Below are 16,031 nucleotides of genomic sequence, written 5' to 3'. Positions count from 1 at the left end.
AGTTATACTGTTTTTATATACAGTTTTCTGGTGAGGTCTGATTATCCATTATTTGTTTTTGTAATGATAAATAAGTTAATTAACGTGGTGTGTACCGAGGTGTTAATCACATATATGGCTATGGCGTTTAACCCTCTAAAAATTAAGGATTAACTGGATGTAACCGAGCACGTATCATGAGGGTTATTTATATGTGATGGGTGCTCAAAATATATGATTTACACTGATGTTGGCCTATTAGACGGTGACAGATGGGAAAGGTTGATCCAGTCGGTCTTTAAAAAGAGATATGACACCTATCAAGATATGGTAGCGTCTCCGGGTGATCTAGGCATTGAAGGCTTTGTTCTGGACGAGGGCATTATGATTCAGTGCTATTGTCCTGATGAAGAATATAGCGCTGGGATTCTTCATGAGAAGCAGCGAGACAAGATGACGACCGACATTGGTAAGCTTGCTAAGAACGAAGAAGCTCTAATCAAGCATATAGGTGATTGCAAGATTTCTCAGTGGTTATTCATTACTCCTCGTATCGGAAAACATGACATTCATGCGCATGCGAGAAAGAAAGAAGCTGAAGTCAAAGAGCAAGGGTTGGCATTTATAGCTGATGACTTCCAAGTACTAGTAAAAGACCTAGATTACTTTATTCAGGATATAAGACAGCTGCAGGTGGTGAACGGTCAGCAACTGTGTTTTACGAGTGCTAAAGGTGAAGTAATTCCAGAACCTGAACTAACGACAGAGTATGACGAAAATATTTTCGAAAAAAATGAAGTCAGAAGCTCTATCAATAATGTTTATAAGCCTAAAACACATCAACGACTTAATGAATTGACCAAAAAGCAATACCTCAAAGGGTACGAAATTTTAAGGCGTATTTTTAACCAATCACCAGAGCTCTATGAGCGTATAGCAAAGCTTGTAAACAATTTTGAGGACGAGGTAGAAGAAGTGTCGATGACATGGGAAGACAGTCCTCAAAGGTTAGTTTCTTCAATTGAAGAAAAGCTGATTGGTCGATTTCAAAAAGACCCTCACATTTCAACGATTGAATACGAAGATTTGGTGTCGATTACCAAGCACATGGTGGCGAGGTGGATTGCAGAATGCCCAATGAGGATTGAGTAGTGAGCAAACTGATATTTAACAGAAAAAAATCGGCAGTAATCCCTGAGTTGAGACCAATGTACAAAATTGGAAAGTTGCTTTTGATTTTGAAATTGTGTTGTAGCGGTGGTAAAGCGAGTCTTCTTAAATTGCACTTGTTTAATTGGGCAATGCTTGAGCCTCAAAGAATGAAAGCATTACAGGTGTCCGCTGAGAAAAAAGAGCTTCTAGTAGGTGTATGGGGCATTGATCCATCACTCAATATGGCACTTAGCTATGCAACCTCAGAAGGTTTGCTTGAAAGGACTAGTAATGGTGCATATCAGCTAACTGCGAAGTCTGAGAATTTTATAGCAGGGTCAAAACTGATTGAGTTGTTTGATTCAGAAGCGAAAGAACTGAAAGTAATTGCAAAAAAAATCACTGAAACAATGGTAAGTAATGCAGCTAAAAGGTGGGTAGATGAAGTTTAACCAATTATTTGTAACGTTATCTGCTACAGACAACCAAGATTACGGGTATAGAATTCCGTTCAGTCCTGGTCTAAACATTATTCGTGGTGACAACTCATCAGGAAAAAGTACTTTCGTTAACTCGTTAATTTATGCTCTTGGTATGGAAGAGATTATCGGGTCTAAAGGAAGTGCAGCTCTACCATATGCACTAAAAGATAGATTTGATTTAGATGGTGAAGAAAAGCGAGTTGTGAGTTCTACGGTCTATTTAGAGCTAGAGAACAAACAGGGGCAAATCATAACATTAAAACGCGCTATCAAATCGGACGCTGTTGATACAAAACTGATTCAGATTATTGAAGGTGCATATCTGACTAACGAATCTTTATCAAACTTCAGAAGCCAATATACGTTTTTGCATGATGCGGGTTCTGCCCAAGATGAATACCGAGGTTTTTTTGCATATCTTGAAAAGTTCTTAGGCTTTGAACTTCCTAACTTGTCAGATAATAAAGGTAAAGAGACCAAGCTGTATTTGCAATCAGTCTTCTCGGCTTTACTTATTGAACAGAAAAGAGGTTGGACAGATTACATTGCTAATATCCCATATTATGGAGTAAGTGGGATGCGAGAAAAGGTCGCTAGTTTTCTGCTAGATCTCGATAGTTTCAGGAACACCAAAAAGCTCAATGAACTGCAATCTCAGCGTGCTAGGGTACTCAGTGAGTGGTCTGAGTCTGCAACTGAAATTAAGGTTTCAGCAGAAAATAAAGGCTTGTCTGTTTCTGGGGTGAGTAAAGCACCATCAGTCGAGTTTGACCCGAAACTGGTAACCATAGGTGAAAGAGTAGGTTTAGAGGTTAAACCTTTTGAACAGGTTAAAGCTGAGCTAAACCAAGAAATGTATGAGGTTGTGAAAAATGAGAAGTCACAGCTCTCTGACGACTCGCCGGACTTAGTAGCCAAAATCGAATCAGTTCAAGATAGAATCGATGAGCTTTTGCTCATGCAGGGGATGTGTGGGAGCCAGATTAAAATTAATGAGTCTCAGCTTGGTCAGTATAAAGAAAGCTTAGAGAGTATCGAAAAAGATTTGAAAGGCAACAAACTTACCAGAAAGTTAGTCAAGTTTGGTGTGGATGAAGCAGAGCTGGATTTTGCCAAAGGTAGGTGCCATACCTGTCTCAATCTAATTGATGATATTTTAATTTCTCCGGATAGCGTAGCTATGCCGATGTCACTAGAAGAAAATATCACTCACTTAGACAACCAAAAGAAGATGACTAAGTCGTTAATTGATGGCCTCCAAAAAACAATTGAGCGAGACAAAGGTCAACTACTAACCATAAATCGAGAGGTGGCTAAGTTTAGAAAAGAGCTCATCTCACTGAAACGAGACATTAAATCAACGAACAGCATCAAAGAAGCTGATATTAGAAAGAAAATCGTTATAGAAAACCGACAGACAGAACTGCAAAAGCTTGAAGAGAAAGTGAAGGGGCACCTAGAAACATTGGCGTCTTTAGCTAAACACTATAAGAAGTTAAATTCAGAGATAGCTTCACTTTCAAAACATAGCTTCACAGGAAATGACTGGGGCAAGATTAACGCTTTCTCGACTGAGTTTAAGTCATTAGCTTCCAAATTTGGCTACCGAAGTGCTGTAGTCGACGAAATCGAAGTGAAGCCAGGAACACTTCTCCCATATCTAAGTGACATAGAGCTAAGAGAGCAGCTAGAAACACCTACGGAGCTTCAGAAAAAGCAAAGTGCAAGTGTGGCCGATATTAAATCTGACTCATCAGCGAGTGATTTTGTAAGGCTTATTTGGTCTTACTTGATTGCACTATATAAAGCATCGGCATCTCAAGGAGGGAACCATCCGGGGCTAATACTGTTTGATGAGCCAGCACAGCACTCTATGAGTACCAAGAGTGTGAATCAAATGCTTGACACCTTAGCAAAAACTCGCGGGTTACAGAGTATTGTGGCAGCATCATTTGATGAAAATGAAGATACTTTTAACTCTTCAGTCGCGGGGTTAAGCGAAGATAGCTTTGAGTTGGTTCGTTTACCTAGGAAAGTAATTGTAAGGCTTGAATCTAGTTCTTTGAATGCGTAATCATGTTCAGGTAAAACAAAAACAGAAAAATGGGGCATGTCTTGCCTTTTGACTTACTTTTGCTAATCGTAGCCTGGCGAGTGAGCATAATAATCTAGCACGTTTCTGTCCATAAACGTGTTATCAGTTCACAATCAGCCACAAAATCCAAATGACCGCAAATCCAGTTCCCTCCCCTTCTAGGGGAGGGTTAGGGTGGGGTATTTTAGTTGTCGCTGATGTAAAGTTTGCACACAGTTGAGTAAGGCTGGCGTGAAATACCCCCTCCCATCCTCCCCCTAAAAGGGGGAGTGGCATGAAGCATTTTCGTTATCGCTAACGTAAAGAGTGAACGCGGTTTAGCTTTTCACCTTCAACCGATTTTTATTATCTCGATTGGCGATCACTTGTGCTTGATCGTCAATCTCACCGAGGCTTTTGGCTAAACGGTCATACAGCACAACATTGACGGTGGCGGCGAGGTTCATACAGCCGTGGGTGGGCACGTAAACCACATGATGCGCTTGATCGACCACCTCTTGCGGCAGCGAACCATCTTCGGGGCCAAACAGATAAATCGCTTGCTCTGGATGCGTAAAGTGAGGCAGCGCGGTTGCACCTACCGCCAGTTCGACACAGACGATTTTGACTTCACTATCCAATCCCGCGGTGAGGTCGTTCATCTCGACCAATCCAATACGTTCATGGCTATTTTGAGTGTCGGTCTGAAATTTCACGGCGCGAGCATAACGCGTACCGTTGTAACGCACTTGAGTGGCGTTGTAGCAGCCAGCAGCACGCATTACTGCGCCGACGTTGGTTGGGCTTTTCGGGTTGTGCAATCCAATAATTACAGTGGAAGAGGTGGTCATTGCGGTGGTTCTACTTCTGTGTTGCTTTGGTTTGAGCTTGGCTCACGAATGGCGCGATTGTCGCTCTAACACGAGAGAAAAGCCAGTTGATCGTTATGGCAGCTTTAATAACAACAAAATCCCGCCGCAGCGGGATTTTGTTGTTATCCATAAACCCTCGCCTTTAGCGGTGGTGATTGTTTTGGGGGTTATTACTAGCAACTACCTTCAAAAGCCCACACCCAATAATTACTGTATGGATTCTCTCCCCAGTTGTCATGCATGGAAATAAAGCGATTCCCCCAGTATTTCACAGCAGTCCCCGCAGGGTAGTAATGGTAAGGAGACCACTCTGATAGAGCGTCACAGTGGTTTTGAGGTACAGGTTTGGGTTGCGGCGTTTCTAATTCTGCGCTTACTGCAACGTAAGCTTCTGAAGCTCCTTGTGTGTTTGTCACGAGGATATAAATATCGGCATCCTTGATATTGTTGAATTCACAATATTCGTGATTACCTTCGTTACTCGACATGCAGTCATAGTCGGACAGACTTGCTTGGCGATTAAGTGCAACATACATGTTGACATTGCCAAGGCCATGGTATGTTTGAATCCAAACTTTACCTGATGGGGACTGGCGTAATACGAACGGCTGTTGATGGTCTGCTGTTGGCTGCACCATTGATGGTTCATTGATTTTGAGTTCTGTCAGGCCTGATTCTGGTTTAGGTGTGGGTGTTGGCTGTGATTCTGTGCAATTGACTACCTGAACACCAACTTGAGAAAACGCAGATGCAACGGCTGCGCTATCATACCCTAGTTTTTGTGCGGCTTTACACACTCCTTCTGCACCTTGCTGGAAGTTAGAGTTAGATTGCCAGTACAGTTGATTTGCTGTCGCGTAAGCAATGAAGGCTTTTTTGATGTCCCAGCCCGCACTCGTTGCTAAGTGATAGAAGGCTTTATTAAAAATGCCGGAGCTGTGGTGAACATCAATGCCGTTATAGTATTGGTTTATATGTTCGATCGATGCTCCATCGTGACTTGGATTGATGAAGTACCGCATCGCAGGGGAGTGCTTCATTACGTGCTCGCCCATTTTCCAGTTAAAACTACCGTGTACATACTGGCTGAGTGCTGCAGCTGCTACATCAGAAAAGGATTCATTCATTCCCCCAGACATCCCACGGTATTCGAGTCCTGAGTTTTGTTCAGTAAAGCCATGGCTTACTTCGTGGGCAATCACATCCCACGTTGCGAGTGGATACATATAGCTATTGCCATCACCAAAAGTCATTTGTCGACCATCCCAAAACGCATTGCCATAATTTGAAGCGTAGTGAACGCGCATTGTGAGCTTTTGGCGAATAGGGCGAGCACCAATCCACTCTTGATACATATTGAAAACACGCTGCCCAAAATAATGAGCATCGTTCATCGGTGCATAAGCTCCATTTACTGCACGGTAGTTATTGATGCTGCAATTAAAACGATGAACCTGTCCTCCCCATTCTTGATTGTTCATATTCAGTGTTATTACGTTCTCACTATCCATCTGGCACTGATGATTTACTTGGAATCCACCAAATTTTGTGTTGGGACCAAAATAGTAACGACCGCTTTTTTGATTTCCGCCCGGACCTTCAGCTTGATGAAAAGCAATGCCTTCCCATTTATCGACAATTTCCCCTGATTTAGCATCGACAAAAGTAATAGGCCGTGATGGGTGATGGTTCTTTATCTGGAGCGCATCGACCTTGTAAATTAAACGTGCGTTCTTTTGTTCATCTAACCAGATCAGTAAATCAGCCTGCGCATCATTGGATTGCGATGTGGATACTGTATACCCTTGTGATGCACCCGTAGCAATTTCAATCGCTTGTTTGGCGCTGATCATCGGTAATGTTGAATCAATATCCTCCTCGATCCCCGTGACCACGTGACCTGCGATAGGTTGAACAACCCCTTGTGTAGAAAGATCTGCGACAATAGAGTGCCCATAAACAGGGATTCCATAATGTAATTGTTGTTTACGAACAAAAACCTGCTTACCAATCTCAACACGGTTGAGATCCTGATAGCTCAACTTGCGGTTAGCGACTGAATGAACAGCAGAGTGTGGAATATTTAGTGCTGATGAAATGTCGGTTTCTGAATAGTCCAGAACTTGTGCCGCCTGTGAAGCAAAAGCGAAGGGAGCAAGTGTTAATAAAGTGATATTTCGCATAATTTACCTTTTTATTATGTTATTTATTTGTGCAATAAATGCCATATAAGGTTAACTATAAAAGAGTAATATCATTCAGTGCATTGAGTTGAATATTAGAGGTTAATTCAAAACAAGTTCATAAATTGTTTTATTTTTGAGCAAATAAGTTTGGCCATAAAGCGGTTAGGATTAATTTTGTGAATGAGAAAGAACACTATTTTGGGGCTATTTATAAAAATCAAATAATAAAAAAATCCCGGCGCAGCGGGATTTTTTATCATCGATTTTTCTTTGCTTAACAAAGAATGGCTTTGATTACGCCAGCAGTTCTTTGGCTTGTTTCACCACATTTTCAGTCGTGAAACCAAACAGTTTGAACAGTTCACCGGCGGGTGCTGATTCACCGAAGCTGGTCATACCGATGATGCGACCACCAAAGCCAACATACTTGTACCAGAAGTCGGCAATACCCGCTTCAATCGCGATACGCTTAGTCACAGCGGCTGGCAGAACGGCTTCGCGGTAAGCGGCATCTTGCTTGTCAAACGCATCGGTGGATGGCATAGACACCACGCGAACGGCTTTGCCTTCGGCGCTCAGTTGCTCGTAAGCGGCAACCGCGAGTTCCACTTCAGAGCCAGTCGCAATCAGAATGAGCTCAGGTTGGCCTGCACAATCTTTCAGGATGTAGCCGCCTTTAGCGATGTTCGCCACTTGCTCTGCGCTGCGTGGTTGCTGCGCGAGGTTTTGACGCGAGAAAATCAGCGCAGATGGCGCATCTTTACGCTCAATCGCCAGTTTCCACGCCATCGCTGACTCTACTTGGTCACACGGACGCCATGTGCTCATGTTTGGCGTCATACGCAGAGAAGCGATTTGCTCAACCGGTTGGTGAGTTGGGCCATCTTCGCCCAGACCAATCGAGTCGTGCGTGTACACTTGGATGTTTTGCACTTTCATCAGTGCCGCCATACGCATCGCGTTACGCGCGTATTCCATAAACATCAGGAAGGTCGCACCGTAAGGCACAAAGCCACCGTGCAGCGCGATACCGTTGATGATAGCGGTCATACCAAACTCACGCACACCGTAGTGGATGTAGTTGCCTGAGAAGTCTTCTGCTGTGAGAGACTTAGAGCCAGACCACATGGTGAGGTTAGATGGCGCTAAGTCAGCAGAACCACCCATAAATTCTGGCAGCAGTTTGCCGAACGCTTCTAGCGCATTTTGTGATGCTTTACGCGATGCAATGTTGGCAGGGTTGGCTTGCAGTTCAGCGATGATTGCGCTGGTTGCTGCTTCCCAATTCGCTGGCAGCTCGCCCGCTACGCGGCGCTTGTATTCTGCAGCTTCGGCTGGGTAAGCGTTCGCGTAAGCGGCGAATTTCTCATCCCAAGCGGCTTCTTTGCTTGCGCCTGCTGGTTTTGCATCCCACGCAGCATAAATGTCCGCCGGGATTTCAAATGGAGCATATTCCCAACCCAAGAATTCACGCGCAGCTTTGATTTCATCGTTGCCCAGAGGCGCGCCGTGACAGTCGTGTGAACCCGCTTTGTTTGGAGAGCCAAAACCGATGATGGTTTTGGTACAAATCAGCGTTGGGCGAGACGTTTCTGCTTTCGCGGCTTCAATCGCTGCATTGATGGCGTCTGCATCGTGACCATCAACCGCTGGGATCACATGCCAGCCGTAGGCTTCAAAGCGTTTTGGCGTGTCGTCTGAGAACCAGCCCTCAACGTGACCGTCGATAGAAATACCGTTGTCGTCCCAGAACGCAATCAGTTTGCCAAGGCCCAGCGTACCCGCCAGTGAACAGGCTTCGTGCGAGATACCTTCCATCAAACAGCCGTCACCCATGAACACATAAGTGAAATGGTCAACGATGTCGTGACCCGGTTTGTTGAACTGCGCGGCCAGAGCTTTCTCAGCCATCGCCATACCTACGGCATTGGTGATGCCTTGGCCTAGTGGGCCCGTAGTGGTTTCGATGCCCGGTGCGTAACCGTACTCTGGGTGACCCGGTGTTTTGGAGTGCAGTTGACGGAAGTTTTTCAAATCGTCAATCGACAGCTCGTAGCCGCTCAGGTGCAGCAGCGAGTAAATCAGCATAGAGCCGTGGCCGTTAGACAGCACAAAGCGGTCGCGGTCAGCCCAGTTTGGGTTTTGTGGATTGTGGTTCAAGTGTGAACGCCACAGCACTTCGGCGATATCCGCCATGCCCATTGGGGCTCCCGGGTGGCCAGAGTTAGCTTTTTGAACGCCGTCCATGCTCAGGGCGCGGATAGCATTGGCAAGTTGTTTGCGATTCATAGTGTTACTCATTTCAATAAAGGAGGTTGAACGGGGTGCGTTCAACAAAAATAAAAAGCAGAAAGAAGCGAGCCGGAGCTCGCTTCAAAATCAGGATTACAGCTTAGCCGCGATCATCGCTTCCAGTTTGCCTTGGTCAACCGCGAAGTTACGGATGCCTTCAGCCAGTTTTTCAACGGCCATAGCGTCTAGGTTGTGTTCCCACAGGAATTCGCTGTGCGTCATTGGAGCAGGGCGAGCTTTAGAGCCTTTTGAGTCAACCAGTTTTGCAACCAATTCGCCTTCAGCCGCTTCAAGCTCAGCCAGTAGCGAAGGTGCGATAGTCAGGCGGTCACAGCCTGCCAGTTCTAGGATCTCGCCGATGTTACGGAAGCTTGCGCCCATCACGACCGTTTTGTAGCCGTGCTCTTTGTAGTAGTTGTAGATCTTGGTTACTGACAGTACTCCTGGATCTTCGTTTGCTGCGAAATCACGACCTTCTTTAGCTTTGTACCAGTCCATGATACGGCCAACGAAAGGAGAGATCAGGAAAACGCCTGCTTCAGCACACGCACGCGCTTGTGCGAAAGAAAACAGCAGAGTCAGGTTACAGTTGATGCCTTCTTTCTCAAGAATTTCCGCCGCGCGGATACCTTCCCAAGTAGAAGCCAGTTTGATCAGGATACGATCGTTGCTGATGCCAGCATCGTTGTACATTTTTACTAGCTGACGTGCTTTCGCTACGCTGCGCTCGGTGTCGTAAGAAAGACGCGCGTCAACTTCAGTCGAAATACGACCCGGAATGGTTTTTAGGATTTCTTTACCGATGTTGACCGCCAGCATGTCACAAGTATCTTGTACTTGTTGTGCTTTGTCGTTGCTTTGAGTTTTTGCGTAGGCGATAGCTTGATCAATCAGAGGTGCGTATTCAGCAATCTGCGCAGCTTTTAGAATCAGAGAAGGGTTAGTGGTTGCGTCTTCTGGCTGGTATTTTTTGATTGCATCAATTTCACCAGTGTCGGCCACGACTGTGGTCAGTTTACGAAGTTGCGCTAATTTATTGCTCATTTCGATCGTCCTATTTCGTTGGGCTTATCTGCCGATGAGGGTCAGATAGGGCAAGCAGTTGAATGACTCAATCACTTTATCCCCTTCCTACTTGAAGCTGCAGCGGTGTTGGCTACGTTCGTTCACCCCAATCACATAGTGTCTCTATGCTCATGGGGATGAACTCACTTGCCGCCTACCTGCAACTCCAAGTAGTTTGGGTATATTTAGAGAGTGCGAGTCAGTAAATGCAAAATTTTCAGCGCCCGAACTTTTGCTCTGAACATTTGCTCGTTCGCTGAGTAAATGATGGAGCCATATTTATCCTATCTGTCGGGAAAGTCAATTCAACAACCCGGTTTATGACGCGTTGAGCGGAGTTTTTTTTCGCCTTCACAGCCCTTGCTGCCATTAAATCGTTTGCTCAAATTTGGCCTCACCATGGGCTATCCGCCCAAGGTGAGAAAACCACGCTGAGAAAATGTTATGACTAAGATCATTTGCTCACTCCAAAAAGGCGAGTAACATAGCGCGCATACTGATGTTGAGCTGAATGTTGAGCGCTGCGGCATGCAAGGCCGCTGCCATAGAAGGATAGCCCATGAGCCAAATTCCAGAGATTTCGGTTGAAAGTACCGATCTGCTGACTGAAATCGCCGTCTCTTATTATCAAGATGGCGCAACACAGGAAGAGATTTCCAAAAAATACACCATTTCACGCGCCAAAGTGGGGCGGTTGCTCAAGCAAGCCCGTGATGAGGGGATTGTTGAAATTACTGTGAAATACCATCCGGTGTTTAGCGCCAAAATCGAGCAGCGCTTGATCGAACGTTTTGGCGTGCGCCGCGCCTTGATTGCCCTTGATCAACCCAATGATGAAGCGCAGCGTCAACAAGTTGCAGGTTTGGTATCCAACTATCTCACCAGCACGCTAAAAAACGGCATGGTAGTGACGGTTGGACAGGGGCGTAATGTGTCGGCCGTAGCACATCATGTTGGGGTGATCACGCCGCGAGATTGCAAATTTGTGTGCAGCATCGGCGGCATTCACCCACGTGGCGGTATGTTTAACGCTGACCATATTTGCCGCCAACTCGCAAAAAAATACGGCGGCAGCTCGGAAACCTTGTATGCCCCAGCTTACGCAGAAAACCCAGAGCAGAAACGGGTATTCATGCAGAACAGCACGGTGAAGCAAACGCTCGATCTTGCTCGTAAAGCGGATATCGCACTGGTCGGGATTGGCGATATGAGTGAAAACAGCTACATGGTCGATCTGGGTTGGTTTACGCCGGAAGAGGTGGTGCAATCACGCCTGAATCAAGGTGTGGTCGGGGATTTTGCTGGGCATGATTTTTTTGATGTGCACGGGCGCATCGCCAATACCGTGATGAATGATCGCGTGATTGGCTTGGGGATTGATGAGTTCCGCCCGATTGCAGAAGTGATCGCGATTGCGGCGGAAAACAGTAAACCGCTTGCTCTTTTGGGCGCACTGCGCACCGGCGCGATTGATGTGATCGCGACGAGTGTAAGTAACGCTTTGACGGTGCTCAACTTAGATGAGCAGATGCAAACGGCATTAAGTTCATAAGGTTGAATGAAATCGATGAAAAAGTGAGCCAGTTTTTAACACTGGCTCGCAAGAGTCGCATGTTTTTTAGGTTTGAATCGATTAAATAATCTTGCAGGGCACACAAAACAAAGGCCACTGAGGTGGCCTTTGTTTTTTCTAATGCTTGAATGTTCGGACATTACTCAATCGGCAGATCTTGCCGTTGTCCCCATTCCGTCCACGAACCATCGTAAACCGAGAGGTTTTGATAGCCGCACACATACGCCGCGAGCAGCACAATACATGCAGTGACGCCTGAGCCGCAGCTAAACAGATATTCTTGTGCTGTCTCGGGCAGCATATGAGTCAGCAGCGGGCGTAATTCGGCTTCCTCTTTCAGCTTGTGACCGGTGATGAGCTCTGCAAAAGGCAAGCAGGATGAACCGGGAATATGTCCACTGCGCACGCCGGGGCGAGGTTCTGGCACTTCACCGAAAAAGCGCGCTAATCCGCGAGCATCAATGGTTTGGCTGTGCGGATTAGCGATCTGTTTGTGAACATAGCTCGCATCAACAAAGGCTTGTGGGTTGAGTTTGCCGTCAAAGTTGCCTTTTGCGGTGGGTTCACGATAGCTTTGAGTGACGTTGTAACCCTGAGCCTTCCATTCGGTTAATCCGCCATTGAGGATATACACCTTGTGGTACCCCATGGCTTTGAACATCCACCATGCACGGGGAGAGGCAAACGTGCCGCTATTGTCGTACACCACAATGAAGGAATCTTGGTTGATACCCAGTTCGCGAGCGAGAGTGTTAAAGCGCTCTTCTGAGGGCATCATATGGGGCAAGGGCGAATCAGGGTCGCAAAACACTTTGTCGTAATCAAAGCGCTGTGAATTAGGGATCTTGTTGACCCAATCTTTCTCAGACTCGGCTGGAATTTGAAACTCGATGCTGCTATCGAGGATCACTAAATTAGGATCGTGCAGATGTTGTTGCAGCCATTGCGCCGTGACGAGTGGGGAGGTCATTGTTATTCCTTATTTTTGTGATTACACAATACGTTGTCCAATACGCCACAGAACATCACTCGGGTCAACTAAGCAAAACTCCAACATGCCCCAAGGTTGAGTGATGAGATCAGTCACTTTGCTTTCAAAACGCTCTTCGAGTTGCAAAGTTTTGACGTGATCGAACCAGCTTTGCGCATCTTCCACTAACAGATGCATCATGGTGTTGCCTTGATGGGGACGTTGATGAATGTTTTGCAGTAAAAATGCACATTTGCCTAAACGCAAATAAGCCACATCACCAAATTCTGAAACCACTTCAAAACCGAGGGATAAGTAAAACTGTTTGGAGGCAGTAAAATCCTGAGCTGGAACAAAGGATTTGATTTCAAGCACATCGAGATTGGGCATAGCGACTCTCCTTAACACATCAACTGAGGTAACTGTAGCGACCTTTATGATGCTGAACCAGCGAGCCACCCACAGTTTTGGCGGCAGAGGAATGGCAACACCCCAAAATTGGAGCGTTGCCACACTCTATCTGTTCTCAAATATTTAGCTCGGTCACTCTGATGTATGACAGACAGGACACTGAGGAAGTTTCATCAGGTTCATTTCACGCCATGTCATGCTCATCGCATCAAGAATCAAGATCTTACCTTGCTTAGGTGTGCCTAATTCAGTCAGTACCTTAATGGCTTCCATTGCTTGAACTGCACCAATAATGCCGACCACTGGAGCCATCACACCCGCTTCAACACAACTGAGTGCCGATGAGCCGAATAGGGCGCTTAAGCATTGGTAGCAAGGCTGTGTGGGGTCTTGATAAGTAAACACGCTCACTTGGCCTTCCATGCGAATCGCCGCACCGGAAACCAGCGGCGTTTTATGTTTAAAGCAGAGACGATTGAGCTGGTTGCGTGTGTCCACATTATCGCAGGCGTCGAGTACCAGATCGTGGCGTGCAATCAGCGCGTCCAATTCGTCATCACTTAAACGTGCTTGAATCGTCTCGACATGAAGATGAGGATTGAGCAGACGCAGCGAATCGGCCGCCGAATCGACTTTCGCGCGGCCAATATCCGCATCATGGTGTAGCACTTGGCGCTGAAGGTTGGAAAGCTCAACCACATCATCATCAATCAATATGATGTGACCGACCCCCGCCGTCGCTAGGTATTGGCTACTCGCACAGCCTAAACCACCCGCACCGAGGATCAGTATCGAACTCTGCTTTAGTTTCTCTTGTCCTTCAAAATCAAACGCTTTGAGAATGATCTGTCGGTTGTAACGCAGCATTTCTGCATCGCTGAGAATATCCACCATCACTCCTAGTACAGGGTTGAGTTAAACAGCTGGATTTGAACGGTTTCACCGACTTCCACGCGGCCACGTTCACGCTCAAGCACCACAAAGCAGTTAGCCAAGCTCATTGAGCGGAACGCGCCAGAGCTTTGGTTGCCTGTGCTTTCCACCACGAATTGACCATTTTCAATGCGGTAAATGCCGCGTTGGAAATCCGTCCGTCCCGGTGCTTTTTTAAAGGGGCTGCGCGTGATCGCTGGGATAGATTCCGGCGCTTGCCAAGCGCTGTGTCCCGCCAATTTGGCAAGCATAGGTTGTACGAGCACGTACATGGTCAGTACGGCAGAAACAGGGTTGCCCGGCAGGCCGCAGAACCATGCGTTTTGCAGCGCGCCAAATGCAAAAGGTTTACCCGGCTTGATTGCCAGTTTCCAAAAACCGATTTCGCCGAGTTCTTCCAAAATATCTTTGGTGTAATCGGCTTCACCCACGCTGACACCACCGGAGGTGACCACCACATCCGCCAAGCTTTGTGCTTGCTCAAACGTGGCTTTCAGAGTGGCAGGGCAATCCGGCACAATACCGAGATCAATCGCTTCGCAGCCGAAGTTTTCAATCAAGGGTTTAATGCCGTAGCGGTTGCTGTCGTAAATTTGTCCGGCTTGCAGCGGTTCACCGAGTGGTTTGAGCTCATCACCGGTGGAGAAAAACGCCACTTTCGGTTTGCGATAGACAGTGACATGGCTAATGCCTAGTGTCGCAATCATTGGAATATCACGTGCGGTTAAGCGCGCACCGCGTTCCAGCACCACATCATTTTGGCGTATGTCGTCACCCGTCGGGCGGATGTTGTCATTGGGTTTGACTTCGTGCTGGCAGAACACCACGCCCTCTTCGGTGATGGTCGCTTGCTCTTGCATGATCACCGCATCACACCCAGCAGGAATTTGTGCACCCGTCATAATGCGCACGCAGGTCATTGGCGGCCATTCTGCTGTAAAGGGTTGACCAGCAAACGATTTTCCTGCAACGGGCAACGGCTTTTGCTGCGCAAGTTCAGCTCGACGAACGGCATAACCATCCATCGCTGAGTTATCAAACGGTGGCACATGAATCGGCGAAAGAATCGCTTCGGCAAGTACATAGCCCAGCGCTTCTGGCAGCGGTAAACGTAAAGTGGATTCAACAGGTTTAATGCGCGATAGCATTTTCTCAAGCGCATCTTCAATCGGCATTAAGCCGGGTGCATCACAACAGCCCATCTGGATATCCTATGGTGTTCTTCTTTTGCGGCAGACTGTAGCACAGAATCCTTCTGTGATGCAGAATCCCACGTGAATTTAGGGGTGTAATTGTCACTAAATCCGAGTATTCTTGTCAGCCATCCGAAAGGGGTATTTAAGAGGTAGAGGAATGTCAGGTCTTAGCGAATCCGCAAAGTTAGTCAAAGATGCGCTAGAGCGCCGCGGGTTGGAAACACCAATGCAACCTAGCTTGGCGAGCCCAGCAGAAAAAAAGGATAAAATCGAACATCACATGCGTGAGGTCCTCAACCTGCTTGGACTGGACTTAACCGATGACAGTTTGGAAGAAACCCCACAACGCATTGCTAAGATGTATGTGGATGAGATTTTCTCAGGGTTGGATTACGCCAACTTCCCCAAGATCACTGTTATCGAAAACAAGATGAAAGTGAGCGAGATGGTCAAAGTCAAAGACATCACGCTGACTAGTACTTGTGAGCATCACTTAGTCACCATCGATGGTACGGCGGCGGTAGCGTATATTCCGCGTGGCAAAATTATCGGCTTATCGAAAATTAACCGCATTGTGCGCTTTTTTGCGCAGCGCCCGCAGGTGCAAGAGCGTATGACGCAACAAATCTTAGTCGCGCTGCAAGCGCTGCTTGAGTCCGATGATGTGGCGGTAACGATTGATGCAACACATTACTGCGTAAAATCCCGCGGTGTGATGGATGCAACTAGCGTGACCACAACAACGGCGTTGGGGGGTATTTTCAAATCTAACCCAGCGACGCGTGCTGAATTTCTACACGGTTTACGTTAAATTCATTCTCTTAAGAATATTAATCAGCCCTCAAT

General features: G+C 46.6%; 14 protein-coding genes. 5 read left to right on the top strand and 9 right to left on the bottom strand.

Annotated elements, in window-relative coordinates; all coding sequences use genetic code 11:
- Positions 1–213 precede the first annotated feature (213 nt).
- From VOA_RS06640 to VOA_RS06645, 3 genes are read left to right on the top strand one after another with little or no spacing between them, the layout of a single operon-like run.
- Positions 214–1,131 (top strand): hypothetical protein, encoded by a 918-nt coding sequence (locus VOA_RS06640; RefSeq protein WP_000640648.1) that lies wholly within the window; start codon positions 214–216, stop codon positions 1,129–1,131.
- Complete coding sequence (locus VOA_RS0118410; RefSeq protein WP_000040036.1) at positions 1,131–1,583, top strand: hypothetical protein; 453 nt, start codon at positions 1,131–1,133, stop codon at positions 1,581–1,583. The genes VOA_RS06640 and VOA_RS0118410 overlap by 1 nt, the downstream gene beginning before the upstream one ends.
- Positions 1,573–3,687 carry an ATP-binding protein gene (locus VOA_RS06645; protein ID WP_000671489.1) on the top strand — a complete coding sequence of 705 codons (2,115 nt, stop codon included), beginning with the start codon at positions 1,573–1,575 and terminating at the stop codon, positions 3,685–3,687. The genes VOA_RS0118410 and VOA_RS06645 overlap by 11 nt, the downstream gene beginning before the upstream one ends.
- A 338-nt stretch (positions 3,688–4,025) precedes the next feature.
- Here the strand turns inward: VOA_RS06645 and VOA_RS06650 are convergent, their stop codons facing one another.
- From VOA_RS06650 to tal, 5 genes are all read right to left on the bottom strand, one after another.
- Positions 4,026–4,538 (bottom strand): RNA methyltransferase, encoded by a 513-nt coding sequence (locus VOA_RS06650; protein WP_000213753.1) that lies wholly within the window; start codon positions 4,536–4,538, stop codon positions 4,026–4,028.
- A 10-nt stretch (positions 4,539–4,548) separates the two neighbouring features.
- Positions 4,549–4,689: a hypothetical protein gene (locus tag VOA_RS19900; RefSeq protein WP_156794480.1), complete on the bottom strand. Its 141-nt coding sequence runs from the start codon at positions 4,687–4,689 to the stop codon at positions 4,549–4,551.
- 43 nt (positions 4,690–4,732) lie between these two features.
- Positions 4,733–6,742, bottom strand: coding sequence for a M4 family metallopeptidase (locus tag VOA_RS06655; RefSeq protein ID WP_001244583.1), 2,010 nt, complete (start codon positions 6,740–6,742; stop codon positions 4,733–4,735).
- A gap of 297 nt (positions 6,743–7,039) precedes the next feature.
- A complete protein-coding gene (gene tkt / locus VOA_RS06660; RefSeq protein WP_001080533.1) occupies positions 7,040–9,034 on the bottom strand; it encodes a transketolase in 1,995 nt (664 codons plus the stop codon).
- Between the two features lie 96 nt (positions 9,035–9,130).
- The gene (gene tal, locus VOA_RS06665) at positions 9,131–10,081 is read right to left on the bottom strand and encodes a transaldolase (protein WP_000066344.1); all 951 of its coding nucleotides are present in this window, start codon (positions 10,079–10,081) and stop codon (positions 9,131–9,133) included.
- Positions 10,082–10,661: 580 nt separating this feature from the next.
- On the opposite strand from tal, the gene VOA_RS06670 reads away from it, so the two are divergent.
- The gene (locus VOA_RS06670) at positions 10,662–11,654 is read left to right on the top strand and encodes a sugar-binding transcriptional regulator (RefSeq protein WP_000078374.1); all 993 of its coding nucleotides are present in this window, start codon (positions 10,662–10,664) and stop codon (positions 11,652–11,654) included.
- A gap of 160 nt (positions 11,655–11,814) precedes the next feature.
- On the opposite strand, the gene VOA_RS06675 is transcribed toward VOA_RS06670, so the two are convergent.
- The 4 genes from VOA_RS06675 to moeA all read right to left on the bottom strand — a co-directional run bounded on the left by VOA_RS06675 (position 11,815) and on the right by moeA (position 15,191).
- A complete protein-coding gene (locus tag VOA_RS06675; protein ID WP_000203688.1) occupies positions 11,815–12,645 on the bottom strand; it encodes a sulfurtransferase in 831 nt (276 codons plus the stop codon).
- Between the two features lie 21 nt (positions 12,646–12,666).
- Positions 12,667–13,035 carry a VOC family protein gene (locus VOA_RS06680; protein WP_001133084.1) on the bottom strand — a complete coding sequence of 123 codons (369 nt, stop codon included), beginning with the start codon at positions 13,033–13,035 and terminating at the stop codon, positions 12,667–12,669.
- A 153-nt stretch (positions 13,036–13,188) separates the two neighbouring features.
- Positions 13,189–13,947, bottom strand: coding sequence for a molybdopterin-synthase adenylyltransferase MoeB (gene moeB / locus VOA_RS06685; protein WP_032468346.1), 759 nt, complete (start codon positions 13,945–13,947; stop codon positions 13,189–13,191).
- 8 nt (positions 13,948–13,955) lie between these two features.
- A complete protein-coding gene (gene moeA / locus VOA_RS06690; protein WP_000501673.1) occupies positions 13,956–15,191 on the bottom strand; it encodes a molybdopterin molybdotransferase MoeA in 1,236 nt (411 codons plus the stop codon).
- A gap of 151 nt (positions 15,192–15,342) precedes the next feature.
- On the opposite strand from moeA, the gene folE reads away from it, so the two are divergent.
- On the top strand, positions 15,343–15,996 hold the full coding sequence (folE, locus tag VOA_RS06695) for a GTP cyclohydrolase I FolE (RefSeq protein WP_000016197.1): 654 nt from the start codon (positions 15,343–15,345) through the stop codon (positions 15,994–15,996).
- Positions 15,997–16,031 lie beyond the last annotated feature (35 nt).

Origin of the sequence: Vibrio sp. RC586 (assembly GCF_000176715.1) — a bacterium.
In the GTDB taxonomy this organism is placed as follows: Bacteria; Pseudomonadota; Gammaproteobacteria; order Enterobacterales; family Vibrionaceae; genus Vibrio.
The sequence above is the reverse complement of the archived record's forward strand: the minus strand, read 5'-3'. Positions and strand labels throughout refer to the sequence as shown.